This window comes from bacterium (assembly GCA_035527515.1).
Taxonomy (GTDB): Bacteria; B130-G9; B130-G9; order B130-G9; family B130-G9; genus B130-G9.
Genome location: DATLAJ010000027.1, coordinates 1 through 26,783, shown reverse-complemented (window position 1 = coordinate 26,783; position 26,783 = coordinate 1). Strand labels below are relative to the sequence as shown.

Annotated in this window: 19 protein-coding genes and 1 pseudogene; 7 read left to right on the top strand and 13 right to left on the bottom strand. The window is 57.0% G+C overall.

The window, feature by feature from the left end; translation table 11 throughout:
* Positions 1-981: hypothetical protein (locus VM163_01790; protein ID HUT02607.1), on the top strand; the 981-nt coding region annotated here is incomplete at its 5' end.
* 220 nt (positions 982-1,201) lie between these two features.
* On the opposite strand, the gene VM163_01785 is transcribed toward VM163_01790, so the two are convergent.
* Both VM163_01785 and VM163_01780 read right to left on the bottom strand, forming a co-directional pair.
* Positions 1,202-2,392, bottom strand: a complete 1,191-nt coding sequence (locus VM163_01785; GenBank protein ID HUT02606.1) for a radical SAM protein — start codon at positions 2,390-2,392, stop codon at positions 1,202-1,204.
* Between the two features lie 97 nt (positions 2,393-2,489).
* On the bottom strand, positions 2,490-3,323 hold the full coding sequence (locus VM163_01780; protein HUT02605.1) for a hypothetical protein: 834 nt from the start codon (positions 3,321-3,323) through the stop codon (positions 2,490-2,492).
* A 341-nt stretch (positions 3,324-3,664) separates the two neighbouring features.
* On the opposite strand from VM163_01780, the gene VM163_01775 reads away from it, so the two are divergent.
* The 3 genes from VM163_01775 to VM163_01765 all read left to right on the top strand — a co-directional run bounded on the left by VM163_01775 (position 3,665) and on the right by VM163_01765 (position 7,846).
* A complete protein-coding gene (locus tag VM163_01775) occupies positions 3,665-4,258 on the top strand; it encodes a DUF72 domain-containing protein (protein ID HUT02604.1) in 594 nt (197 codons plus the stop codon).
* A 148-nt stretch (positions 4,259-4,406) separates the two neighbouring features.
* Entirely contained in the window at positions 4,407-5,435 is a 1,029-nt protein-coding gene (locus tag VM163_01770; GenBank protein ID HUT02603.1) for an ATP-binding protein, read from the top strand.
* A gap of 164 nt (positions 5,436-5,599) precedes the next feature.
* A complete protein-coding gene (locus VM163_01765) occupies positions 5,600-7,846 on the top strand; it encodes a S8 family peptidase (GenBank protein HUT02602.1) in 2,247 nt (748 codons plus the stop codon).
* Between the two features lie 196 nt (positions 7,847-8,042).
* Here VM163_01765 and VM163_01760 read toward each other — a convergent pair.
* Positions 8,043-8,456 (bottom strand): annotated as a pseudogene (locus VM163_01760) (elongation factor 4).
* 76 nt (positions 8,457-8,532) lie between these two features.
* On the opposite strand from VM163_01760, the gene VM163_01755 reads away from it, so the two are divergent.
* Complete coding sequence (locus tag VM163_01755) at positions 8,533-9,906, top strand: glycosyltransferase 87 family protein (GenBank protein HUT02601.1); 1,374 nt, start codon at positions 8,533-8,535, stop codon at positions 9,904-9,906.
* A 320-nt stretch (positions 9,907-10,226) separates the two neighbouring features.
* On the opposite strand, the gene VM163_01750 is transcribed toward VM163_01755, so the two are convergent.
* The 8 genes from VM163_01750 to VM163_01715 all read right to left on the bottom strand — a co-directional run bounded on the left by VM163_01750 (position 10,227) and on the right by VM163_01715 (position 17,172).
* Positions 10,227-11,438 (bottom strand): formylglycine-generating enzyme family protein, encoded by a 1,212-nt coding sequence (locus VM163_01750; GenBank protein ID HUT02600.1) that lies wholly within the window; start codon positions 11,436-11,438, stop codon positions 10,227-10,229.
* A 194-nt stretch (positions 11,439-11,632) separates the two neighbouring features.
* Positions 11,633-13,027 carry a radical SAM protein gene (locus VM163_01745; GenBank protein HUT02599.1) on the bottom strand — a complete coding sequence of 465 codons (1,395 nt, stop codon included), beginning with the start codon at positions 13,025-13,027 and terminating at the stop codon, positions 11,633-11,635.
* A 129-nt stretch (positions 13,028-13,156) separates the two neighbouring features.
* Positions 13,157-13,849 carry a glycosyltransferase family 2 protein gene (locus VM163_01740; GenBank protein HUT02598.1) on the bottom strand — a complete coding sequence of 231 codons (693 nt, stop codon included), beginning with the start codon at positions 13,847-13,849 and terminating at the stop codon, positions 13,157-13,159.
* Positions 13,850-13,866: 17 nt separating this feature from the next.
* Positions 13,867-14,745, bottom strand: a complete 879-nt coding sequence (locus VM163_01735; GenBank protein HUT02597.1) for a UbiA family prenyltransferase — start codon at positions 14,743-14,745, stop codon at positions 13,867-13,869.
* Positions 14,742-15,716 (bottom strand): tRNA dihydrouridine synthase DusB, encoded by a 975-nt coding sequence (dusB, locus tag VM163_01730; protein ID HUT02596.1) that lies wholly within the window; start codon positions 15,714-15,716, stop codon positions 14,742-14,744. The genes VM163_01735 and dusB overlap by 4 nt, the downstream gene beginning before the upstream one ends.
* A 3-nt stretch (positions 15,717-15,719) precedes the next feature.
* Positions 15,720-16,523, bottom strand: coding sequence for an RnfABCDGE type electron transport complex subunit B (locus VM163_01725; GenBank protein HUT02595.1), 804 nt, complete (start codon positions 16,521-16,523; stop codon positions 15,720-15,722).
* A 236-nt stretch (positions 16,524-16,759) separates the two neighbouring features.
* Entirely contained in the window at positions 16,760-16,975 is a 216-nt protein-coding gene (locus VM163_01720) for a type II toxin-antitoxin system HicA family toxin (protein HUT02594.1), read from the bottom strand.
* Positions 16,972-17,172, bottom strand: coding sequence for a type II toxin-antitoxin system HicB family antitoxin (locus VM163_01715; GenBank protein ID HUT02593.1), 201 nt, complete (start codon positions 17,170-17,172; stop codon positions 16,972-16,974). Before VM163_01715 ends, VM163_01720 begins: the two co-directional genes overlap by 4 nt.
* 384 nt (positions 17,173-17,556) lie before the next feature.
* Here VM163_01715 and VM163_01710 point away from each other — a divergent pair, with 384 nt between their 5' ends.
* Entirely contained in the window at positions 17,557-18,096 is a 540-nt protein-coding gene (locus VM163_01710) for a hypothetical protein (GenBank protein ID HUT02592.1), read from the top strand.
* A 122-nt stretch (positions 18,097-18,218) separates the two neighbouring features.
* On the opposite strand, the gene VM163_01705 is transcribed toward VM163_01710, so the two are convergent.
* The gene (locus VM163_01705) at positions 18,219-21,263 is read right to left on the bottom strand and encodes an Eco57I restriction-modification methylase domain-containing protein (protein ID HUT02591.1); all 3,045 of its coding nucleotides are present in this window, start codon (positions 21,261-21,263) and stop codon (positions 18,219-18,221) included.
* A gap of 152 nt (positions 21,264-21,415) precedes the next feature.
* Between VM163_01705 and dnaX the strand changes: the two genes are divergently transcribed.
* Positions 21,416-22,951 carry a DNA polymerase III subunit gamma/tau gene (gene dnaX / locus VM163_01700; protein HUT02590.1) on the top strand — a complete coding sequence of 512 codons (1,536 nt, stop codon included), beginning with the start codon at positions 21,416-21,418 and terminating at the stop codon, positions 22,949-22,951.
* 25 nt (positions 22,952-22,976) lie between these two features.
* Here dnaX and VM163_01695 read toward each other — a convergent pair whose 3' ends face one another.
* Complete coding sequence (locus tag VM163_01695) at positions 22,977-26,492, bottom strand: C25 family cysteine peptidase (GenBank protein HUT02589.1); 3,516 nt, start codon at positions 26,490-26,492, stop codon at positions 22,977-22,979.
* Positions 26,493-26,783: the final 291 nt, after the last annotated feature.

Below are 26,783 nucleotides of genomic sequence, written 5' to 3'. Positions count from 1 at the left end.
CCCCCCCCCCCCCGCTCCCAGACTGATCTCTTCAATTGCGCAATCGTAGGGAATACAGCGGAAAATGGAGGGGGCTTCTCTGAGTGTCACATGTCATCCCACGCGACCAACTGTCTCATAGCGTATAATGAGGCTTACGAGAACGGAGGCGGGGCTTATTTCCCGTCTTATTCAGTTGGCGGCCCCATCACATTTGGGAACTGCACAATCGTGGGCAATACAGCAGGTAATAAGGGGGGAGGCATGTATTATGAGGGGTACCACTTCGGCATCGAGAGCTGCATCATCTGGGGTAACAGCGCCCCTGAAGCAAGTGACTTCCACGCCTATTACCTGGACGCGACGCCCCGTTACTGCTGTATCAGGGATTGGTCTCTGGGCGGCGAGGGCAACATCTCAGATGACCCTCTGTTTGTGGCTGGTCCACAGGGTAGTCTCTATCTCTCCTCACGCGACGCCGGCCAAGATGTCGATAGCCCGTGTATCGATGCAGGCGCTGTTTTTGTCAATCATGAGATACCCAGGAATCTCACGACCAGAAGTGATGAGGAACCTGATCAGCCCCCGGTCGATATGGGCTTCCATTACACCCCGGAGTTACCCTACGCCAAGTTCGAGAGCAAGTGCGCTGTCAATGGAAGTCCCTTTCAACCCGGGGACCGCATAACGCTGTCACTGGAGGGGCAGAACCTCGGACAAGAAGTCTGCGTTGACGTTTATCTGGTGGTGTTTTTCTGGAACGAGGGCGTGAATTGCTACATCACTCCAGAGCGGATAGACAAGAAGTTCAAACCCTGGCTTTCGGACTTCGTGATTCCAGAAGGCTTCGTATATGGGCCGGAAGCGGTGTTCGAGTTCGAGGTCACCGGGCAAGTATCTGCCCCCAAATTCTATAGATTCGGTGTCCTGATCAACCACGCTGGGACGCTGTCCCCCATTTCTGCATGTCTTTCGCGCAGCTTCCGCGTGGATTGGAGATAATGCTTCTAGTGTGAGGTTGGGGCTATCGACGCGAGACCCCCGTCCCACGTCTGATTATGGGTTAGCTGGATATACGACACGCACCGACGGCACGCCTGCCAGCGGTATCGTTGACATCGGCTACCACTACCCCGTTCCGACTGCGTCAAACGAGGGGGGCAATGTGCTTCCTAAGGGGCGATGAGCTCGCATCAGCCGTGATTTAACTGCCGACCGGTCTCTATCGGAAGCAGAAGGGGTCGTCGGCCGTAAAATCGCCCTGCGCCCAAAACGCCCTCGCTCGGCACCCGCCGCATACGTCATGGAACCGGCAGTTTGAGCAGCTCTCCGCAGTCGGCTCGCTCTTCAGCGCTCTGAGCGATTTGAATATCTCACCCTCGCGAAAGAGCTTTGACACGGTTGTCCTGAGCACGTTGCCAGCTGAGATCGGCAGAAACGGACAGGCGAGCGCCTCGCCGTCAGCCCTGACGTAGAACAGGCCCGTGCCAGCGACGCAGCCGTGAAAGAACATCGGCCCGATGAGGCGCACGGCAAGCGAGGCCGCCCAGTTGCGCGCCCCAAGCATCGCCCAGTAGTTGGGCGCGCAGGTGGGCTCGATGATGAGGCTTGAGAGGCGCTGGACCTGCGCGATCTGGACTAGCATGCTCTCGTATTGCTCCGGAGTGAGCATGATGCCGCTGTTGTGCAGGCCTCTGCCGCATGGGGACACGAAGTAGGCAAGCATCACCCGTGCCCCGAGGTTCTCAGAGAGCCGGACGGTCTCGGCAAATCGCTCGTAGTTCAGCTGCATGAGCGTCGTGTTAATCTGAAGAGGTAGTCCCGCCTTCCTTGCAGCGATGCAGCCCTCGATCGCCTGGGCAAATGCGCCTCTTTCGCCGCGGACCTCGTCGTGCACAGCCGGGCAGTCGCCGTCAAGACCAACCGCAACGCCGCACACGCCTGCTCGCTTGAGTCGTCTTGCCAGCGCAGCGTCAAGTAGGGTGCCGTTGGTTGCGATGACGGGCCACAAGCCTCGGCCGGTGGCATACTCGCAGAGCTCCACGATGTCATCGCGAAGAAGGGGCTCGCCTCCTGAAAAGACCACCATCTTGAACTCGGGCTGCGCCGCAAGCTCTCTCAGAAGGCATGTCATCTGGTCAAACGAGAGCTCGTCCTGCTGGGCGTCGCTCGATTCTACGTGGCAGTGCACACAGCTGAGGTTGCACCTCCTGGTTGCCTCCAAGACAGGATGTATCGGGAAGCCGATGCAGCCCATCCCTTCCGAGCCGGCCACCAGCCCAAGCATGTCCAGCCCTGAACAGAGCCATCTCGGCATGAACCGCCAGCGCGTGAGTAGGCCATACAGAACCACAGACCCGGCCTGCCTCAAGAGCTGCGCGGGCGAGAATAGCTGTTTTCTTATGGAATGCATTGGCGTTGTCGGCGCTATCCGGCGACCTCATCGGCAATCTGCCTGGCGGCATTCATGCCAACGGGACCGAAGTTAGACCTCTCGTGGCGGCATACGGTCAGTGCGGTGGAAGGTGTTCGGCCTGAATCGGACCCACCCAGCTTTCCGCCTCACCGTCCCCGCGTTCCCATCGATTCCTGTGCTCCATCAGGACGTGCATGTCCGCGCCCCGAGGTTGGACATCAACTGTCATTGTGAATCGCCAGAGATAGGGGACCAGGTCATACCCAAGTTGAAGCAACGAAGACTCTATGGACTGACGCCAATTGGGACCCATTCTCCAGTAGCCGCGTATAAATGGCTTTTCATAAAGGGAATAATGCCCTGAGTAGAGGACCTGGACATCGATCCTCACGCCTATGCCCGCCTCAACTAACGCCCATACGCCCTCCGTCTCGTCGTACTCGAACCTGATGTATGCGTCATTGGAGCCACGCCAGACGAGCGGAGACGGGAGTATCTCGAAGTCCTCGAAGACCGGCCCGGCGATGATGTTCAGGGTCCCACGCTCGGTCATTGCGATGCCTACTTGATGTCTGCCGAACGGTTCCTGAAGTACGAATCTCTCAACGGGGAAACCGCCAATGTAATGATACTCAACTGTGGCCCCGCTGGGCACGAAGACGTTGCCCATGAACTGGGTGGGGCATGGTTGAGGCCTGGTGCATTCTGGGTAAAGAAAGCCGAAGTCTCCGTAATCGTCGAGAACGAAGAGAAACAAATCTGCAAAGACATCCGGCCCGTCCCATGTCAGCGACCCCCAAAGACCCAGGGAGTCGCTCATGACGACCGAGTCCGTCGAGAGGGTAAGCCCCAAATGGCCCGCAGCGCTTGCTGTGCTGGTTAGCCCGAGCAAGAGCACCGTCAGCAAACAAAGAAACCGTAGCTTCACTGCAACTCCTCACCAGATTAGCACCTATCACGCACATCGTAACATAACAAAAGGCACCCTCTCTGTCAACCGAGTTCGATTGCCAGGAAGGCCCGACCACGGATTGCTACGCATAGATTGAGGCGTCTGCCCGATGCGTCTGTGTTACATCAGTCTCCGACATCAGAAACACGCGTCAATGCCACCCAGCCTAAAACGTGTAATATGGACGAAGAGTTGTGATGATATTAAGAACTCAAGTCGAGGTTCAAAGATGGCGGATACACACATAGGCACATCCGGTTGGTCCTACGCTCACTGGAAGCACGTGTTCTATCCTGACAAGTGCACGGGGGGCGAAGATGCTGCCCTTCTACGTCCAGCATTTCCACACTGTCGAGCTGAACGCGTCCTTCTACCGGCTGCCAAAGGCGGCGACGTTCGATGGCTGGAGGCAGAAAACGCCCCCCAACTTCGTCTTCGTGGGGCTCGTGGGCAAGAACGTGGCCAGCTCGCCGCTTCCCGCCGCCCTGCACCGAATGACCGGGGCCGAGGTCATCTTCGGCGCGGGCATCCCTTGTCCTGACGGCCGTTACAGGCTGGTCCTCTCCGACCCAATTCCGACCCAAGAATGCGACAGCTACGAGGAGTTCGTAACCGTCAACACGTCGGCCTACAACGCCGTCTTCGAGCGCTTCATCCGCCAGTACCCGACGCGTGGCTCTGGGTCCACAACCGCTTCAAGGACACACAGTAAAGCCCCGGCCTCTGGCACAAGCGCCTCGCCAAGCGCGACGGCTGACATAATTCCGCAGGCTATGCATTCTTGCTGTATAAGGCCATCTTGTCGATATCATCCCGACACCCGTATTTGCCCCGATCCAAGAACTCCGTCAGTTCGTTTTTTCGCAAGTGCTCAAAGCAGCTTTGAATCTGTGCAGGAATCCACACCTTAAGACCGTCCTAACTGGAGTTGACTTCTATTGACAGACTGTGGTCTTCTTGGTCTTGGCGGTGTTCTCATATTGCTTGGATTAGGTTCTTGTTTTTCTCACTCAAGTGAAGAGCCACCTAGCCCAATTTCGCACCTTCTGGGGTTAGCTCATGGTACGTGACGAACATCTAAAATCACTTTTTCGCGCTTTTTCTGAAGGATGTGATTCGACTTTTCTAAGAGTGGCCGAAACCATTATTTCTGACGAGCTCGCTGCAAACCACCATGGGCTAGCCAACGAACTCAGAAAAGCGATCAGCCAGCGCTGCGCGCCACATCTCTCGCGCCCCGTACGCCGCGAACTAGCCTCGATGCCAAAAGACCGCCGGAATGGCGAACCTCTCATCTCTCTGCAGGAAGGTGGTGTTTCTCAAGATCAGATAATTCTCAACGACGAGACGAGAAAGAAGATCGAACGGATACTCGAAGAGCATCGCAAGAGCAAGCAGTTGGCAGACCACGGCTACAGAGCTAAGAATAAGATCCTCTTTTGGGGGCCACCCGGATGCGGCAAGACCTTTACCGCTCGTTACGTAGCTCACGAGCTCGGGAAACACATCGGCATCATTCGACTCAACGCGGTCATTTCAAGCTTTCTTGGCGATACGGCATCCCATATCCAGCGGGTCTTCGATCTCGCCACAAGCTCGCCAATGGTGCTGCTCCTAGATGAGGTAGATGCTGTCGCTAAGGATCGCGATGATCCGAATGATGTGGGGGAACTGAAGCGAGTAGTCAATAGCCTCTTACAGGCTATGGACTTTTTCTTGTCGACTCAGAGCCTCATTATCGCTGCTAGCAACCATCAGTATCTTCTTGATCCGGCGGCGTGGCGCCGGTTCGATGATATTGTGCACTTTCCCATGCCCGGCAAGGATGAGCGAGAACAGCACTTGAGACTTCTTCTTAACGGTGTGGAGTTTAATGGCTCGTTCGCGCATTTGGCGAAGATGTTGCATGGAATTTCGTTTGCCGACGTGGAGCATATCACGATAGATGCTGTAAAGACGATGATTCTGCAGGGCAAGAGAAAGCTATCCTCGAATATCATCATCAAGGAGTATCGCGCCTTTAAGCGGGACATTACGTCGGCTATGCGGAAGAGTCGAAAGGCGGCAGGAAAGGAAATAGATCAATGAATGCAGATTTCCCTCCGCTCTCTTTGCCCCCGCCCCAGATAGCCGCTCGTCGAAAAGAAAGGCCAAGGCCAGTCCCGGTGCCACCTGAAGTATTGGAACGGCGCCAAGAAATCGCTCGTAGGCTAATCGAGCAGATCGAGCCCCTGTCGAACTCTTTGCGACAAATGTCTGATGACGAGAGGAGAGCTGTATTCTACAAACTTGAGCATGAAGGTGCTGTACCGCTGGGCGGGACCGACCTAAAGCCCATCGTCGAGCCGTCTGAGACGTTTACTTTGGCGGTGCCACGTTCTGATAACTTGGATAAACTGTCCCGAAAAATCCAGGATTTTGGCGAGTGCGAGATAGAACGCGCGCGCTACGAACGTTTGGCTGCCGCCTTGACCACCATTCAGCCCGGCGAACCGGAAGATCGCCTGTGTCAGGCCCTGTATGATGATTATGAAGCGCTGATTCGGCAGGACTGGGTGATTTGCGAAATCGAGATAATTTCTCTTGAACAGGGCCGCCGACAGCAACAGCGCGAGCTTCGGCAAATTCGCACTTCTCTGGTGCAGGCCTTTGAAAGCGGCGTTCATGGCAATGTTTTTGAACAGGAAGAGATCAAGGCTACCTGTCGTGCTGTAATCAGGTGTACAGGCGCATTATTCCAGCAACTGGTCGAAGGTCGTGAATGGCAGCGGCGAATCTGGTGGTTCGATGCGCGCCCGGAATTCGAGACATTTCATTCGACGCTGAGAGAGTTCGCGATGACCAATCTGCAACCTTGCACGGCACCTAGTGAGTCGGCCCCAGTCGTGTGTATTGTCGACTCGGGTGTAACAAGAGGAAATCCGTTCCTCAAACCAGTCGTGCGAGAAGACCTTCTGCGGTCTTTTCTGACAAAGTCACCGGATAGCCCGCACGATGAGCACGGCCACGGTTCAGGTGTAGCTTCTCTCGCGGCCTATTATGCGCTCAACCTTGAGAGCGGTGCTTCCAACGAAGGCAAGGTCTGGATTGCCAGCGCGAGAATTCTCGATTCAGACAATGCGGGAGAAGAGGACCGTTTGCTCTCGAAAGTCCTGCAGGAGGTTGTGAGGTTCTTTGTCGACCATGGCGTGCGGATATTCAATCTGTCCGTCAGCATTCTCAATCGAAAGTGGAATCAGGAAGCGAAGCGGACAGTTACCCGTAAGTCCTGGGTCGCACGCACAATCGATAGGCTCACGAGGGAACACAACATCATCTTCGTGGTTGCCACCGGCAATCTTTCACTAATGGATGTTCGAGATTACCTCCAGAACAACCTGCCGTATCCGGATTATCTTTACGAGGAGGATTCACGATTGTTTGATCCAGCCCAGGCGGCGTTGGCCCTGACGGTAGGCGCAATATCGCCGGGCACGTTGATTGTCGGCCCAGATGGCTCCGCGCGAGCGATAGCCCCGATTAATGGACCTGCACCCTTCACGCGCTGCGGCCCTGGCATGAATAAGGAAATTAAACCGGAGCTGGTCGATTATGGAGGGAACTATGTTCTGGATGTAGATGGCGAAGTTGTGCGGTCCAATCCCGGAACAGATGTGATGATGGCCAGCCATCAGCTCACACCCGCTATTGCTCATGACTGTGGAACGAGTTTCGCCGCTCCCCGCGTCGCGCACAAGCTTGCTCTCGTGCTTGCCGATCTCGAAGCCATGGGTCTAACCGATATCTCGGCTTCACTTCTAAAGGCCTTCATTGTCAATTCTGCGACCTACGGAGGACTTGATCTTGATGGTATAAAGGATCAGGAGCCGAAGCATTTCTTGAATGTCGTTGGCTACGGAAAACCCGACGATAACCGTGCGACCTATTGCGATTCCTACTCGGCATTATTGTTCTATCGAGGAAAGTTAGAACGCGATACAGTAGCCTACTTCGACATTCCGGTCCCTTCGGAACTCGCAGCATCCTCAAGTGGCAGGAAGCGCCTGACCATAACCGTTGTTTATGCTCCAGAAGTGCAGCGATGCGGCCTCGAGCGGTATCTGGCGACAAGCTTCAAATGGCGGCTCTTCCGGGGAGATGTCAGTCGTGATGATATCATAGCTTTCATGTCCGCAGAGGAAGGGGACGATTCCTTAGAACACGAACGCGAGCGACCAGGAGAGATTCCGGGTAAATATCACAGATATGGAATTAGGTTACGTTCTCGCGGGACCATTCAGCATGACGTGATGGAGTGGACCGAGCATAGGGAGCGCTATAGCGACAACACATACACTCTGGCCATAGCGGCTTATGAGAAATGGGGGCGCAGAACACCGCCAGAGGTGCCATATGCGGTCGTCGTTCGGCTAGAAGATACGACTGAATCAACGCAGGTGTATTCTGCTGTTCAAAATATCCTCGCGCAGATTGAGGTGAGAGCACGAACCAGAACATGAAAAACACATTAGGATTGCACGCAACATGCATAGTGGCCATGTAAACCGCACTCAGACAGGTGAATCACCGGTTCACCCTGACAGGCATCAAGCCGCCAATGCGGCGAGATGTATCCACATAAGCGTATTGAAACGCAGTGATTCGGAGCTCATCGCCCAACTTCGGACTTTGGACTTCAGACTCTAGACTTTGGACTCACTCCACCTTGAGAATGGCCATGAAGGCTTCTTGGGGGATGGCGACCGAGCCGAGCTGCTTCATCTTGCGCTTGCCCTCCTTCTGCTTCTCGAGGAGCTTGCGCTTGCGCGTGATGTCCCCGCCGTAGCATTTGGCCGTTACGTTCTTGCGGAGCGGCGCGACACGCTCACGGGAGATGATCTTGCTGCCGATAGCGGCCTGAATCACGACCTCAAAGACCTGCCGGGGTATCTGCTTTCGCATCCGCGTAACCAGCGCCACGCCGCGGTGATAGGCGTTCTGCTTGTGCGTCATGAATGAGAGCGCATCAACCGGCTGGTCGTTGATGAGCATATCAACTTTCACGATGTCGGACTGCCTGTGCCCGATTTGCTCGTAGCCATACGAGGCGTAGCCTTTCGAGACGGATTCCTACGCATAGATTGAGGCGTCGGCCCGATGCCAGGCGTCTTTCCAAACGAATCGATTATTCGTAAACTCTTTCGCCATGCGAAAGCCTGACCGGATACTCATCATCGTCGCCATTCTCATCCACGCCTCGTTTCTCGTGTCGCTCGCGCTTCACTTCAAGGTTGTATCAGTGTGGCCGCCGAGGGTGAAGCCCGAGGTCACGATACAGGCTCTCGATAGCAACCTTGTGCCGGTTGCCGCCGTCGGCCGTCCCCCCGGCGAGCCGATGTCGATCTCCGAGATGAGGCGCGAGAGGGGCGTGCACCTGTGGGACAGATTGTTCTACGATTCGACCAAATACGAGGTCGGCTTCGATTTCTTTGGCCTATACAAGGGTGCGCTCGATCTTCTGCGGGGCAGATCGATCTATCAGGAGGCGCGATATGACCAGAATGAGACCGTCTTTTCGGACGAGGCGGTGCCCTATTACTGCCCCTATATCTATCCGCCGCTCGTCTCCTACTTCATGGTGCCGCTTGCGATTGCGCTGACGCCGTTTAGAGCGTTTGTCGTGTGGACGCTCATACAAGAGCTCTTGCTTGTCTGGTGCATTATGCTCTCTCGAGGCCTCTTCACATCGGATTGGCACAAGAGCATCGTAACCGCTATGTGGCTCTGTTTTGGGCCATATTACCTGCTGCTTTATATCGGTCAGACCTCGTTTGTCATCGCCGCCTGCCTCATGCTTCTGGGCTGGTCCTACATCGCCGGACGTCCCAGGGCTGGCGACTGGGCCTGGATTATCAGCGTGGCGCTGAAGCTCCTGACGCTGATCGCCGCGCCGATCCTCCTGCGCTTCAAGCGCTATCGAGCGGTAATCATCGCCATTGCCATCGTCATCGCCGCCTCAGCGCCTTACTTCGCGTTCCATCCGCAGGATGTGGAGTTCTTCGCATATCTCGTCAAGTCGCGGACGGTCGCTCCCTACGGAGGCGACCTGTCGCACTCCGAGGTCTCATATTACCTCTTCGGGCCCGAGCTTGGTCAGGGAGTATCGAAGGTCTTCATGTGGGCGGTGATCATGTTTTCATTGGCGCTCACGTTCCTGCCAAAGAAGGTCCGCTTCGTCGATGGCCTGTCGCTTTGGATGTGCACGTATTTCCTCGCGTATATCCGCGTGTGGGAGCACCACTACGTTATGATTGTGCCGATCCTGGTGCTTCTGTTCTACTCCACGCGGAGCAACTTTGTCTTGGTCATGTTCGTCCTGCTCGCTCTCCCAACGCCCTTCTTCCCATACAGCGGATACTGCTGCAAAGCGCAGAACCTCGCGCATCACCTCTTCAAGCTCGTCCCCGTGGCAATGCTCTACGTCTTCGTGGCCAAAACCATCATCGCCCGCCGGAAGGAGGTGGAGGGAGGGGGAGGTGTCTCGCCCTCCTCAGGACACCCGACTGAAGTCGGGTGTTAGGATAATCAGAACCGTCTAGATCACCGCGTTAAAACGCGGTGATTCGGAGGAAGCGAGCTTAGGCGGGTGCCACCTCATTGCCCGGCGAAAGCGGTGGCGATGCAAGAGGCTACCATGATCCTAGCCCCCGAATTCATTCGGGGGAATTGTGGCCGACACCTCCCCTATACCCCGTTCAGATGGGGGGTTGGGGGAGGCTGACTCACTCCCCCATCCTCATAATCCTCATAAGGTCAAGCGAAGCGTCTTCTTAGGCTACCGCCCTTCTTGACCCTTCGCTAAATCCCTGCAAGTAGCTAGGTAACAAGGTAAGCAGGTAATCAATTAGATGACCTGCAAAGGCGAAAACCGTAGTAGGTGATCAGGTAGCTCGGCTCATCCCAGCTTCGGCAAGCCGATCGGCAGTACAGGGCGCTGCTGCCCCAGCCGCCGCCGCGCAGGACTCGAGTGGCGCCACTGCCAGGGCCGGCAGGATCGCTATCCGGATCAGGCTGCGTCCCATAATAACCTTCATCATACCAATCCCAACACCACTCCCATACGTTTCCATGAGTGTCATAGAGGCCAAGACCATTTCCCTGTTTCTGAGCAACCTCGTGCTTCTGAGAACAATCATACCAGCCGGCGCGATCAAGATCAGACTCCGAATCGCCTGTATAGAAGCGACTCGTGGTCCCGGCTCGGCAAGCATATTCCCATTCGGCCTCTGTCGGCAGCCGATAACCGTTTGCATCGAAGTTGCAGGCCACATCAGCTGAGGTGATGTGATTGCCGCTGTATAAGGTGTTCGTGATCTCATAGCATTTCACATAGCCGTCTGCTTCGGACAACTGATTACAGAATGACACGCAATCGTACCAGGCGACTCTCTCTACGGGATAATTGTCCCCACGCTTGTCGTAACAGTCGTTCCAGCCCATCACGTCTTCCCACTGCTTCTCCGTCACTTCCGTCTCAGACATCATAAACGGCGAGATGTGAACCGTCCGCTGCGGCCCCTCGTCTGAAAAACGCCCCGCCTCGTCCTCCGGGGAGCCCATCAGAAATGAACCAGCAGGAATAGAGACCATCGTGATGTCCGGGGAAGGGCCAGAACCTGTGTAGGAAAACGCTGCAAGGCCTAGGTTGCTGGCCCAGTTCCAGGTCCCAGGCTCTAAGCAAAGAGAAGCGAAGTGGTATTCCCCATCTTGGCTAATCGGCGGCGCAGGCAGCACTGAAGGAACCTCGAAGCGGAAGTGTGCAGTCATGTCGAACTGCCCGGGCATCCTTACCTCTGCGTTCCAGGGCACTATTGCATGGACCCAGCCGGATGGCCCCATGGTGTATATGCCCCCGCCGGGCGCGAGCAGTCCCACGCAAAGGTCAAGTGTCGCACAGGCGCCCGGGTTCTCCACACTCAACGTGACCCCAATCGTGTCGCCAGACTGATAGTTGGTCCGGTCGGTATAGATTGTGACCGTTGGCTCAGCCAGAGCCATCGTCCAGACAACCCAGACCAGTGCGAAAACAACACAAACAACTGCTGCTCTCATCTTTTCCTCCTTTTAGGGAAGTTGATGTTAGATGCGCCCGCTCCTATAAGCGGAACGGATAGAACGAAAAAAAACCATAGCAAAAAGTATTATATGCCGGGAGGGGGCGAGATTCCAAGCGAAAGATCGACCTGCCGCACATCTACGCGCTCAACGTGGCTCGGCTACACTTTTTGACCTTCGACGTTCCGTATTCAGCTCGACTTGCGAGGCAGCATGTTCTTCGCGATCGTCAAGGCGTCAAGAAAGTAGCCCCACAGAGTTGAAGGGCGCCTCGCCATACGGAGCTTCTTGAGGACGAAAGACGGGCGGAAGTAGAACTGGCGGACAGCCCTGTTCCTCAGCTTCCAGACCTGCTCCTTTGAGAGCTGCTCTGTCGCAATTGCGGTGTAGGCCCCGCCGTCGAACTGAGTGTCGTCGTCAGAGATGTAGCCCGCCTCGACAGCATCTTGGCGGAGCTTCGTGCCGATGTATGGGTCAACCGTGGCGAACGATGCGAAATCGCAGTCGAGCTCCTTGGCGAAATCGATTGTCTTCTGGATGGTTCCCTCGGTCTCGCCGGGCAGCCCGATGAGGAAGAACCCGATCGTTTTTAGGCCGTACTTCTTGCACAGCCGGAACCCCTCGCGGATTACATCGGTCGTCATGCCTTTCGAGTATTTGGCCAGTATCTCGTCGCTGCCGCTCTCGACGCCCAGCTGGATTGCGTGGCAGCCCGCCTCGCGAAGAAGCCTGCACAGACCGTCGTCCAGCGTATCGACGCGGTTGATGCAGTCGAAGCTGAAGCGCTTGCCCAGCGAGATTATCGCCGAGAGGAGATTCATCGCGCGCTCTTTGCCGACTATCATGTTGTAATCGACGAGGTGAAGCTCGTGGACGCCGATGCTGTCGAGAGACAGTAGCTCTTCTTTGACGTTGTCGATGTCGCGAGTCCTGTAGGTCCGAAGCTGGTTGCTGCAAAACGTGCACGAGAACGGGCAACCGAGGCTCGTGATCACGGTCGCCATCGGGCGCTGCTGGGCCCAGGGCAGGCGATAGCGACTCAGCGGGAAGAGATCGTGCCGAGGCGCGGGGTAGGCGAACTCCTGGTTGGAGTCGCGGCTCTGTGTGGAGACAATCTCGCCGTTCGGGTCCTGAAAGATAACGTCCGCGACATCGTGGGCCCGGCCGTCGAGATACGCCAGCAAGCCGTCGGACGTGAAATCCGTCAGGATGGCGTCGAGAAAGCCGTGCTCGCTCAAGACCTGCTCGCCCATCTCCAGCAGAAAGCCCCCGCTGGCTATCAGTTTTGCGCTGGTTAGGTTCTTGATTCTCGAGAGAAATGCGAAATCTTTGTTCCATGAGCACGATGCGGTAACGAACAGTATGACGTCAGGTCTAAGGGACTCGATCCGCGCGGCGGCCCTGTCCGGCGAAAGCCTCTCGATGATGGCGTCAATCGCGACGACCTCGTGCTGCGTGGAGAGGATGCCGCTCTGGACGGCCAGGTCGATCGGCTGCCAATATGCGTTGGCCTTCGCGGTTCCGGTGCAGTAATTGGCGCGCATGTAGAGCCTGTCGCCAGGCGGGTTGAGCAAAAGAATCCGCATTCAGAGTTCCTCGGCCGCATTCCGTTTTCAATGCCCGTCGCATCGCTCGGCGGACGGGTCAATCAAATAGTATGCTGAGCGGCCTCGATGTCAATATGCAAGGCCGCCGTATGCGTTCCACAGGCGGGCTCATCTCTTGCCGAACAGGTAGCGGACGATGACACGAACGATGGCGAGCGTATCGCGCAGCTGTCGAAAGTGGCTCTGACCGTCAGGCTTGTAGATGAGCGGTGTCGGAACCTGCTCGATTCTGCTGCCACGAAGATAGATTTGAAGCAGAATCTCGGTCTCCGTGTCAAAGCCGTGCGTGGTCAGTTCGTCCAGCCGAATTGCCGAGAGCTTATAGAGCCGAAAACCGCACTGGCTATCACGAATCTTCGTTCTGCATATTGCCGAGACCCAGAAGCTCGAGAGGCGGTTCGCAAGCAACCTGAGAAATGGCATCTTGCCGAGCGAGAACGGCCGGCAGCCAAGCACGAGCTCGCAATCTGTCTCGATGAACCTAGCGAGGAGGTCGGGGATCGAATCGACCGAGTGCTGCCCGTCCGCATCAAGCGTGATGGCCACGTCATAGCCGTGTCGCTGAAGGTAGCCAAGTCCGGTTATGAGAGCCGCCCCCTTGCCGAGATTGGTCTGGTGGCGCAGCACGAGATCGGCGTGCTCGTTGGCTATATCCTGGGTGCCGTCGGTCGAGCCATCGTCAACGACCACAATTGTGTCCGGTGAGTGCGACCTTGCCCCTTCTAGGACAGATTTAATTGTGCTGGCGGCGTTATAGGCGGCGACCAGGACGGCGAATCTGCGGGACGATTCGATGTTCATGCCAGTCCTGCCCAGTTTCAGAGAAGATACGAGATGCCGATGCCCACCTGGGCAAATAGGAGGATCAGATACATGTGCTTCCAGGATGGGTGGTTGCGCTCAGTGGCGAGCTCCTCGGGTCTCCTCACGAGGAGGTGTCCGGCGTAGGCTCCCCATGCCACGAGCAAGGCCGAGACGATGAGCAAGGCTGCGTGATTGCCCGAAAGGGTCCCCGTGGCAACCCCAACCGGTATCAGCAAGAACGGGACGACCAGGGACGTGGCAACGACCCAGGCCGCCTTTCTGACGCCGAGGACGATCGGCAACGTCATGCAGCCTTGCGCCCTGTCGCCGTTCATGTCCGCGAAATCCTTTGTTGAGGCGGCCCCGAGCACGAATAAGCCGAACACCATGCCGATGAACCAGGGCTCTTTCGCGTTCACCTCGGCAACGGAGGCCCAGCCGGCCACGATCAGGAGTAGTCCCCTCGGAACCGCGATTGTCAGGTTTGCGAGCCAGCAGATACGTTTGGCTCTCAGCGGCGGCGCGGAGTATGCGTAGGTTGCGAAGGCAGTGAAGAGCACGATGATAAGGAAGGTCCGGTTCACGAACGCGGCAAGCGCGATCGAGGCGCCGTAAAGGAGCAAGACCGCGATGCTGGCCTGGTGAATGGTCATTCTCTTGGATGGAAGCGGTCGATTTGGTTTGTTTATGCGGTCGATTTCGATGTCGAATATCTGGTTCAAGCCGTTCGAGGCGGCGTTCAGGAGCATGGCAGCTATGGCACCGATGTACGCGGGAGGGGGAGGCAGGGAGTGTTTCGCCATCACAGCGGCGGAGAGAAACCCCACGAATGGGGCGAGCAACGTAAACGGCCTTGCGAGCGCAAGCAGCGGCCTAATAGCGACCTGGCTCATTCCGCGTCCGAGATATTAAAAAAATCCACAACCGCCGCCCGAAAAGCAGCGTCAGTCCTAACCGAGTTGATCCAATTTCTAAAGCCCATGCTGCCAGGAAGGCTCCGGCTATACCAGGCCGCAAACTTCCGGAACCGGCGCACTGGATCGCCCTGCGCCTCGTGCACCGTCATGCGGTAGTGCCACAAGAGGACTTTTCCGATCTCCTGACGTCCGGGCTCGGTGGTCTCGACCGGCCCGCCATCAAGGGCCACCGCGATGTCCTTGAAAAGCCACGGGTTGCCCAGCGCAGCCCGTCCTACCATCACGGCATCGCAGCCCGTCTCATCGAGCATTCTCAGCGCTGCTGTCGGGCTGTCAACGTCCCCGTTGCCTATAACCGGTATAGCCACAGCCTCCTTCACCCTCCTGATGAGCGACCAGTCGGACTTGCCTCTGAACCGGTCCACCCCAAAGCGCGGATGAACTGTTACGGCCGATACGCCGAACTCCTCGGCTAGTTTGGCCACAAAAACGCAGTCGGATGAGTTCCTTTCATAGCCAGCCCGCATTTTGACCGTCACCGGGACCTCAACGGCCTCTACTACCCGGCGGATTATCTGGCTGAGCAGGTCTGGAGCACGCATCAGTGCGACACCTGAGCCGCTCTTCAGAATCTTGGGCACCGAGCAGCCGAGGTTTATATCTATCAAATCGACGCCAGAAGACCCCACAATCGCCGCAGCCTCAGCCATGACTTCGGGCTTTGCCCCGAAAATCTGCGCCGAGATAGGTCGCTGAAAGTCATCAAATCGCAGCAGCCGCTCAGTCTTTCGGGAGTTTCTGACCAGCGCCTCGCTGCTCACCATCTCGGTGCAGACAAGGTCGCAGCCGAATCGCTTGGAGACCTGCCTGTAGGCATTGTCAGATATCCCAGCCATCGGCGCGGCCACGAGCCGGCCCGAAACCTCCACGGAACCAATCGAGAACATGCTCTAGGCGGCTGCCGCGGGCGAACGCTCGTTCACGATCGCACGTGGACGGCATCTGCCTACACACAGGCCGCACTGCTCGCATCTGCCATAGTCAAGGACGGCGAGGTTGTCTTGAACGTATATCGCCTCGAATGGGCAGACCTGCTCGCAGAGCTTACAGGCTATGCAGCCCACTGGGCAGACCTCTCTGACTTCCTTGCCCGGCGCCTTGGAGCTGCACAAAATATGAATCGTCCGCCCCAACGGCACGAGCTTGATTATGTCCCTAGGACACGCCGCAACACACTGACCACAGCCGGTGCATTTTTCGTCATTGACGACCGGAATCCCACCGGGGCCCTCGCTGAGCGCCCCGAAAGGACAGACCGCAATGCACGTCCCATAGCAGAGGCAGCCATAGGGACAGTTCTTGTCGCCTCCTGCCAAAAGCGCCGCGGCCTTGCAGTCCATCACGCCGTTGTACTCGAACCTCTTGCCAACCCTGTTGTTGCCGCCTGCGCAGAGTATCCGAGCGACCCTTCTCACGAACTTGCCAGCCTCAAAGCCGAATTCTTTGCAGATATTCTCGATCATTGAGCTGTCGCACACTGAGCATCTGGTAACGGGAACGCCGTCATTTATTACCGCCTCGGCAAAGGCGCCGCACCCCGCATAAGCGCAGCCGCCACAGTTTACGCCTGGGAGCATGGTGGCCAACTTCTCTATCCTAGGGTCGAGGTTGATTGCGAGTTTTTTGGACGCAACCCCAAGTCCCAAACTCGCGCCAAGCCCCAATGCCGCCAGAACTAATATCGCATAGAACATGTCAAGTCCCTTTCAGTATGAACCGCTCGTGCCTCCGGCGCCATCGCCGACTACCGATGTTACACAAATGTAGTGTTGGGCGTGATCGCTGTCAACAGGGCGCTTCTCTGCGAGTAGCCGCAGTCGGATTTGCAGTGTCTATCGTCGGCGAAAGGCCAATTATTGTAAACGTCGCGGAATCGCCGGTCGATCTCGCCGTCCGTCGCTTCAATGGGCTCTTGTGCCGCTGTGGTCCGCTAGAGGTCCTGGGGCGTAAGTCCGGTTCGCCTGGCGATTCTTGCTAGCATCCGTGGGCCTATCTCTTCATGGTCGTGAAAGGCGAATACGAAGTCAGAAAAACCGGCTCGGCACAGAACTAGATGCGAACCGCCTGACTGACGCCTAACCGACCAGCCTATTCGCAGCAACGCGGCCAGCAGCTGTTGCGCCTTGGTTGACGGCCATTGACTCACGCAACAACCGCAAACATCTCGCCAACTTGTGGGACTTGTTCTCCATGCTCCAGCCGGTCGGCGAACACGCGAAGAGCAAGAGCCTTTGCCTTTGCGATCGCCTCGTCCCGTGTCTGGCCGTATTGCATTACGCCCGGCAGATCAGGTATCTCAGCGATCCACCGGCCGTCGTCTTCTCTATCGATTTCTACTATCATCCAATTCCCTCCAGACCGGTCATACTACACGACATAGTCAATTTGTGTAAAGCATCTCCCACCGTCGGCTGCCAAGTTACAATCCGCAGTCTGACCGTCCGCCGGAAGTGGGAATCCACTAAGGACACGAAGAACCACTAAGAAAGAAGGGTAACCACAACGGAAGCGGAACTTTCAATCCGCAATCCGCAATCCGCAATCTGCAATCCACAATTGGTCACCTCCCTTCGACAATCTTAATCTCCGCCTCCGTCAGCCCGTAGAGCATCGCTCACAACCGAGGAAGGCTTGGCAAACGTATCTATATGTAGTACAAATCGAGGCTGTGACACGTATATCACATACAACGAGCGAGTACAAGAATGAACTTGGATCGGGCATATAGTGGATTGGTTTGAGGCGCACAACGGCTTCATAATGGCGATCAGTGTCCTTGTTTATGCCATAATAAGCATTTTCCTCCTGAAGCACATGGGCAAATCCGACAAGATCAGCAAAGAACTGGAACGGAGCCGCCTTCGACCGATCGTGTCCATACGTCTAGGTGATGCGTGCGATGGCACACAGCGACTGTTCATCAAGAACTCGGGACTCACCCCAGCGTTCGATGTCATAGCAGAATACAGCCCGAACATCATCGAAGCCATTTGGGGCAAGGAACCACCTAAGAATGCTCCAAGCCCCAGGAATCGGGAGAACCCGTTCACGCGGACTTCAATCGGAATGCTGGCTCCGGGACAGGAGATCAATAGGCTCATCAGCACCAACGCTAGATTGATCTCCAAAGCTTCTCATGAGACGTTCGAGGGCCAGATTCGATACAACGACGGCTTGGGGAAACACGCCCGGGAATACAAGGAGAAGATCATAATAGATCTCACTCACTACAAGGAGCAGTATGCAGAACTCGAGTTCCGGGTTTGAGTAACTCTGAGCCGGATATGGGCCGCGTCTTCTTTGGGCAGTGGCAAGGCGAGAGATCTAGAGATTATACTCCGTCTTCGTTGCTAAGAATCGGCAGTGTGCTTTCGCTGGAATATTGAACGTTAGCCTTTTCCCTCAACAATCTTAATCTCTTCGTCCGTCAGGCCGTAGAGCTCATAGACCAGGCGGTCGATCTCGGCGTCCGTCAGCGCGATCTGCCGCCGCAAGACCTCCTTGTCGTGCTCCGTCCGAACCTCCGAAAGCCGCTTGTGCAGATCAAGCATCCGCTCAACCAACTCAACCATCCGATCGTGACGCGCCTTGTCCGCCGGGTCATCGAAGTCGATCCGACGAATTGGGAGTTTTCCCACGTCTTGCGAGAACCATCGCATCCTCCCGGCCTTGTCCGCATCGCCAAGCACGGCGGCAACCCGTTTGAAGTAAGAAAAAATGAGCCTGGAGTTGAGAACACCCAAGAGGTAGACATCGTCAGTAGACAGAAAATAGGTTGTGTTGCCGGATAGAAGGCCGTCACGATCAATCGTAAGTCGACGGCCTTTTGAAATGTCTGGGTAGATGATCTTTGGTTCTGCAAATTCAGCGTAATAGCTGCAGGCCCTCAACTCCCACCAATGTTCTCCCTTGTCGCAGCGTTTTTTCGCCGCAAGCTCGAAAGGCTCAAGATGCCGAAAAACCGCAGGATAGTTCTCTCTGAACCATTTCTTCAGGTCGGATGCATCTCGCCCCCTTTCGCGCGTCCATTGGTTGGGGATGAAAAGAAGGTACCTTTCGCGCGGAGCAATGTGATATCTGCGAACATCATCCCCAAGGACAAAAGGCCGGATGATGTCTGCGGATTTTGGGTCCTCAGAGATCAATCTGTGTCGCGTTTCGCGATCAATGACGAATGCCTTGTTTAGGCCGGTCTTGATTCCCATAAAAATCTTGCCGTGGATGTATTCGTTGAGAGCGACGGCTTTCAGTCCCATCTTCTCGAAAACCGCGATCTCTTCGCCCCGAGCCAACGTCCAGTTCTGTCCGGAAAGCGAACGCTTATCTAAGTTCATACCGAGCCGGCGCACCTCTTCACCGAGTGAGCTGAAGAGGAGTCGCTTGATCGGGGCATATATGAACTCCTGTTCACTAGCTTCGACGTTTTGCGTCAAGAAGATCGCAGGGAAGGTTGCGGCTTTCTGAAATACAGGAAGCTCGCCGAAATCCACAATCTGTCGCAAAGTCGTCCGGGTGGCAAGGTAATCTCGCAACGCCTTGCCATAACTGGCGCGCATGAATTTGTTTGAGCAAATCATCCCGAAATAGGCCCGGGACTTAAGCACACGGTGCGATTGCTCAATGAAATACACGTAAATGTCCGCAGTCCCGGCGAAGCTCTGAAAGTGCCTTTTCACGTAATCTTTGAAGTGATGCCCCAAAGTCTCCTGGCGCACATACGGCGGGTTGCCTATCACGGCGTCGAAGCCGCCGCGCTGCATGATGTCGGGGAACTCGTTGTTCCAGTCGAAGGCGTTGATGCGATAGACCTCCTCCTGGTCGAACATGGACATCTGCTTGCCCTCGTAGAAGTCGGGGCCGATGAGGCTGTTGCCGCACTTGATGTTGCTTGAAAGGTCGGGCAGCGCTCGTTGGTGGAAGAGGGCGAGCTGCTGCTTGATGCCCTCAGCGGTCTGGCCTTCCAGGACCTTGAGAAGCAGCGAGAGTTTTGTGACCTCGACCGCCTGCGTGTCGATGTCAACGCCAAAGACGTTGTTCAGGAGAATCTCCTTGCGCCTCGCCGTTGTCAGCCGCCAGTCGTTGTGGGCTGCCTGATAGACTGCGGGCTTCTTGCCGCGTGCGTGCTTTTCGGGGTCGTTGTCTATGTACCACTTCAGGTGCCAGTCGAGCAGGAACTGATATGCGCCGAGCAGGAAAGACCCTGAGCCGCACGCGGGATCGAGTATCCGCATCTTGGCGACTTTTGCGGGAGTGCTCTTTTGGCAGAGCTTCCCGACTGTGTTCTTGACGATGTAATCCACGATGTATGTTGGGGTGTAATAGACGCCGCCGGCCTTTCGGACCTCGGGCTTGAACTCAACTTTCGCCTGATGGCCCTTGGTGAGGCGGATGACCTTGCCTAAGAACTGCTCGTATATCTGGCCGAGAATGTCGGCGGGCAGGACGGAGAACTCGAACGGGCAGTCGGGATAGTAGAGCCGCTTGATGATCTCCTTGAGCACCTTGTCGTCTATGACCAAATCCAACGTCCAGCCGTCGTGGTCCTCCCGGCCTTTCTCCCGCTGGAAATGAAACAGCCCTGAGTTGTAGCGCTCGTCCGCCCGATGGAACAGCTCCGCCAGCCGCTCGTAGGTGTGCGGCCCATTGAGAAGCGCCTGGAGCCGCCCGTAGTTCTCGATGCCCCTGTCCTCGCAAATACGCAAGAAGATCATGCGATCAACGGTTCGCTGGACGGCGTGATTCAGCTCCCGCACGCCGAGGCCCTTGTTGCGGAGGGCGATATTGCGGGCCAGCACGTCCCGCCAGGATTCGATCTCCGCCAGGAACGAGGCGTCCACCTCGGCCGTGCCTCGCTTGCGGCGCGTCGATACGGCGTATTTGTCGAACGAGCCTTTCAGGATCGCCTCTTTGGAGAAGATGCCCGCGATCTCGTCCCAGTGGTCGAGGTAGTCGGTGTATTTGAGATAGAGCGTGCGTCCCATGGAAGACTTATCGTTGGGCAGCGGCCGGGTCCGGCAGTCATAGACCGCGAACTCCTCAAAGTCCGTCAGGATGCTCAGCGGGAGCTTGGCCGACCAGGCGTAGCGGCGGAGCTGATATGCTGGCTCGGGGGCGTTTCGGATGCTGACGGCGGGCTTCTTGGCTTCCAGAAAGAACTTCCGCGTCCCGCCAATGCGGAAACAGTAGTCCGGGGCCTTCGTCGCGCCGCCAACCTTGATGGCGGCCTCGTGGATGACGTCCTTGAAGGCCTCCGCATAGCCCGCCTCGTTGTCCATGTCCCAGCCGAGGGCCTTGAACATCGGGTCGATGAACTCGATGCGGACCTGCGCCTCGTTATATGAACTGGAGCGGTAGGAGTCGATGTTCTCGCGAAAGGTCTCGACGAGGCGTTTTACAATGTCGGGCGCGTCAGTCATAAACTGGATTCTACGCATGGAGGATATGCAGGTCAAGGGCGCTGGGCGGTTAGACCTCGTCCTGGCGATTTTGGTCAGTCCGTTGACATGAGGGAGCCTGCTCTGCACACTGTATTTGATGCGCGAGCTTAAGTGCGCATAGTTTTCGACACAAGAGTGGGAACCTGAATGTGGCCGAATACGTCGTCATAGCGAGGAAATATAGGCCGGCGACGTTTGAGCAGCTGGTCGGGCAGGAGCACATCGCAAAGACGCTCCAGAACGCGATAAGGCAGAACAAGATAGCGCACGCTTTGCTGTTCTGCGGCCCACGCGGAGTAGGGAAGACCACGACGGCGAGGATATTCGCCAAAGCGCTCAACTGCGTGAAAGGCCCGACGCCGACGCCTTGCTGCAAATGTTCCCCCTGTCGCGAGATACCGGAGGGCAATTGCCTCGACGTGATCGAGATAGATGGCGCCTCGAATAACAGCGTCGATGACGTGCGCCTGCTTCGCGAGAACGCAAGATATGCTCCCAGCCGCGATCGCTACAAGATATACATAATCGACGAGGTGCACATGTTGACGACGCAGGCCTTCAACGCGCTGCTCAAGACGCTCGAGGAGCCGCCAGCACACGTCAAGTTCGTCTTTGCGACCACGGCGCCGGAGCGCATCCCGGCGACCATTCTATCTCGGTGCCAGCGATATATCTTCCGCCGGATCAGCCGTTCAGAGACCGTGGCCAGCCTCAAGAAGATCGCTGAAGCCGAGGGGATAGCGGCCGATGACGAGGCGCTTGCGTTCATAGCCGATAAGTCGAGCGGGTCGCTCAGAGATGCGCAGAGCATACTCGATCAGGCTCGCTCAATCGGGGCCGACAGGCTAACTCTCAAGGACGTCTCGAAGCTGCTCAGCGTTACCGATACAGCATTCCTCGCCGATTTTGTGGACGCTCTCATCGATAGCGATCCGGCTGGCGTTATACGAGGCGTGGAGAATCTTTTCGATCAGGGAGTCAATTTCAGGAGTTTTTTCGCCGAACTCGTCTCGTATTTCCACAAGATGCTGGTCTCGCTTTCAGTCCCTAAGGGGGAGCGGCTGGCCTTTCTCGACCTCGGTGCGGACGAGGCGCAGCGGCTTGTTGAGCAGGCAGATAGGGCTGGCAAGAATAAACTGTTTGCGTATCTTGATAGGCTGCTCTCAATCGAGAGCGAGGTAACGAAGTCTGCGATACCCAGGGTGGCGTTTGAGGTCGCTGCACTTGGGCTGTGCCATATAGCGGACGTCGTCTCCGTTGAGACGCTGCTTGCCAAGCTCAGCGAGGTGCAGAAGTCGGCTGGTGCGTCTGGGCAAGGCCTTCTTGAGCCGGTCGGCAGCCCGGCTCGCAAACATGCTACTTTCTTGGGCGCCTCTCAGGCGGGAGAGAAACAGAGCAAGACGTCAACTCCGCAGACTGCGGACCCAGCAGCCTCGAGCCAGCCTGCGACTGCTGAGCGCAGCGAGGCCAGCCGTTTCGTCCAGCCAGAGCACCGTGAATCCCCCAAACAGGCTGCCCCAACGGCTAAGGCTGGCTCAAACGCAAAAGCCTCCCCGAAGCCGGAGAACGAGGCGCTGTACAACGCCTCGAACATCCCGATCGTTCAGGAGGCCTTACGGCTTTTTGACGGCGTGATCGACAGCATTAAAGAGAGTGCAGACAAGCCGAAGCCGTCCGGCACGTAGTTTTCTCACCACAGCGAGACTGAGTTCAGTCGTCCACGGCAAGATACGGCCACGCCAGGCCCGGTTCGCCATCGGTAAGCGGCACGAGCTCGAGCGTGTACTGGCGCCCCACAGGAACGTCCCGATCGACAAAGAACGAGCCGGAGAATATGCCATCACCCGCCGCAATGTCGCAGCCTGCGCCGTCGTCCAGAAGCTCCACGCCCAGAGGCATCCCAGCATAGCAGACCTCGATCGCGTCCACCGACGTGTCTTGCACGTAGGCAAGCGCCTCGATCGTGAACCCGAACATATTGGTTGTCGTGTTCGCCACTTTGGCCAAGAGGATGGGGCAGCCAGGAGCGCCCGTGCGAGGCGCAATGGGGATTGCGGGGAGGTTGATGGCTGCAAGCCGTCGTGTGGCCGTTGATGTGAACATCGCATCAGGCGTGGCCAGCTCGTCGCAGAACGAGAGCAGCACCTGCGGCCACTGCCCGACGCATCCGCCGAGCTCGTCTGTCGCCACTATCGACAGGTCGTATTGGCCGGCAGGCAGAAGGCCCGGCGGGCAGTCGGCGTGAAAGGTCCAGAATCCATCGCTGGCAACGTAGTCGCCATCTGTGCCGCCGTCGTTGAGAAAAAGCCCCGTTGGGACATTATTGAGATAGATTTCCATAGACTGGGGACGCCCGTACTCGGGGTTGACCAGCGCCACCACTTGCAGCGCTCCGCCGCGCGAGGTGGATATGTGGCTTCCCATGAACCCGGCGCCAAGGATGCAGTTTATCGGCTTGCACGGGACGTGCGCGAACTGGGAGAGTGTGTTGGCGTGCTCCCTGCCAAGTGTGAGCGAATCAAACGTCGCCGGGTCGGAGGGGACTGAGTCCTGAGCGGGCGACGATACGCCAGACGGCACCGAGAAAAGGATAACGTTGATGTCTGGGTAGCTACCGAAGTATCTCGCCGGAACGGCAAGCTCCACGAGGTCGCCTACCGCAGAATAGCTCAAGACAGCGCCAATCGACTGCAACGAGTCAGCCCACCAGTTGTTTGGGCCAGAATACCGATACAGCTTGCAGCTTCTGAATGACTCCCACCCAAGCCACGGGACCCAGGTTACGTGGTTCAGGTATATCTCGGCATCGACTGCGAATTCGGGGTCGAACGTTACGTAGTTTCCGGCCGCGTCGGTGTCTTGGCCGCTTGCGGCGGCCGCGCCTCCTTCCTGATAGTCGATGGCCAGCACGTAGGACATGTCTTCGTCTTGGCACGTCGCCGTGAACGCGAAGTGCCAGTAATCGGAGTTCGCGTATGCCCAGAGGGCGGAGACGTCGTATTCTGGGTCGTTGAAATCGAGCGTGGGATCGACGCCTACCGGCCTAATAAGCTCGCTGTCCCAGTCGGTCAGGTCGCCGTCAATGCAAAGTAGCGACGAGGCCGTATTGACCAGAAACCAGCCCTCCTTGCCATCCTGCGCCTCGGCACGGACCACGTAAAGCTTGAAGCCGGCCGCCGGGCTGAAGCCGTAGCTGAACGAGGGGCCGAGCTGAGTGCATCTATCGACAACCTCGACGTCGGTGGCATTGACCAGCTTGAAGTTCAGCGACGCGCTGTCCGCCTCTACGGACGCACGCACAGTCTTGCGCTGACTGTTGGTGTAGCTTGGCAACGACTGGTTGTTGATGAAATCAGGGTTCGTGGGCACAAAGGTAGGGACCTCGTTCGCCTCGCCGCCCTGAAAGCTGGGAATCTGGAGTGCCGGATCGCCCAGGAGGACGAACTCGAAAAGCGTCCGGCGCACAAGGAAATCGTCCCAATCGTTCTCGGAGAGGAACCTGTTGATGGCGCCCGTGTAAAGGCCTCCTAGGTCCGATTCACCCGCGGCAAAACTTGCGAAGATGTTCTTCGTTATCCCGCCCATGTGTTCCTGCTTGGTCACGATCAGGTTGCCGTTGTCGAACGCCTGGGAGGCTATCCCGGCGTTGATACGCGTCCCGCCGAAGTAGGCTATCCCGCCCGCGGGGCACAGAACAACGCCTTCGCCAAATGACCTTGTATAGCTCGGCGAGTCGAATTGACCGCAGATGCAGGCTATTGAGACGACAATCGGAAGCTGGAAGTTGGAAGACGTGTATGAAAAAAGATCGGAGCTAGTGATCATCCCGTCGTCAACGCTGATGCCCGGCCCAGACCCATGGCCAGAATCGTAAGCAAAACCATAGCCGCCGTTTCTGAGCACATCAGAGACAACATCGACAGTGTAGCGGCCATCTGTCCCGAACGCCTTTGTAACGGCCATCCCATCAAAATAGCCGGAGTTGAGCATATCCAGCGACATGAGCTCGCCATAGTAGTAGGGGGTATTAAATGGGCGACTGCCAGCGACCATAACGTTATCAAACCATGACCTATCTTGTGCAGCCTGCCGCCAGGCGCGTATCTTCAGCGCCACAAGGGTAGCCTGGGCCGCATCCCGCGCGGGCAACCGGCCTACCTTGTAGTTGGGCGCAAGGTCGTAGTCAGGTGAGGAATAGAAGAAATCCGTCGGGACCCAGTCCTGGTCGAAGCCGAGTCCTGAGTCGGCGTCGTGATAGTAGTAGCTCGCCGGAACGCACGCCCCGTCTCCCAGAATCGTTACGTATTCCAGCGAGGGATGCGCCTCCTCGTCCCTGAGGAACGATACGATCTTCTTGGCCAGGGAGTAGTCGTATTGAATCGGTATAATCGGCGAGCCATAGGGGTATCCGTCGTAGGGCGGGTCCTCCGCCTCGTCGTAGCTGAAGAATATCGACTCCAACGTGACGAGCTCGGTCTCGATGCCGTCAGCCTCGTGCTGAGACCTTATCTCCTCGGCCGCAGTGGACATCGACCCGGGCGTTATGATGACGCAGGTAGGCCCCTCCAACAATGCGCCGCTGGGCCCGGCCTCCGGACCAAGCGCATAGTCGATCCTGAGCACAGCGTCGGTCACAAGGACGACGCGACTTTCTGCGGGATAGAAGATGAGCGGGCTGAATCGAACCGTCACGACGGTCTGGCATCCATCGCTCCCAACGTAGTAGTCGATCAGGCGTTTGGGGAACGGCGACTTGCATTTGTATATCGCGTCATCCTCGCGAAGGGCCGGCGTTGTCTGCCCCGGCCAAAAGGCCGGTTCTGGGGCGGGGCTCAGCCGGAGCGACTCGACGAGCGCGGCGGCTTTCCCCGAGACGACGCAGACGGATAGCACCGTTGCCCCTTTCGGCAGCAAGAGGCGGATCGACTTTCTCGGCAGCTGAGGCGCTCCGGCCTTGGGCGATGAGAGCGTGCAGCCCTCGATCAGGACGGTTGACCATCCGCCGGGCGTGCGAACAACCCGTATCTGGCCCTCGGAGAGGGCAAAGCGGACCTGCTTGCTCTGTTCGGCCTCCACCGGGTCGCCAAGCGCAATACCCTCAATCGATGTTAGGGACTGGTGCTTTTCAAGCGGGATTGATTCAGACAAGCCCCACGCATAAAACTCTACGAAGCTTAGTGAAATGCTCAGGACGATTGTGAGCCACAGCGAAGCATTGGACCTCATGGCGAAACTCCTACCTGTAATGAATGCTCTTCGACATCACTTATTTCTTCCCTCACTGAGCAGTTTCCTAACCTTGACCACAATCTCTTCGGCCACATGAAAGGGCTAATTCATGAGGAGTTTTCGTAATCGTGCCCGGTCCTGCTCAAGTGACGGCGTTGTTCCCGCATCCCCGGAAGGGGATGAACGTGAGTAGCCGTAGGCGCCGGCCGAAGGCCCAGCCTACGGACAGGTGGCCCCAAACCTCCTGAAAGGCGACCCCAACGGGGTCGAACGATGTCGTTGATCTGT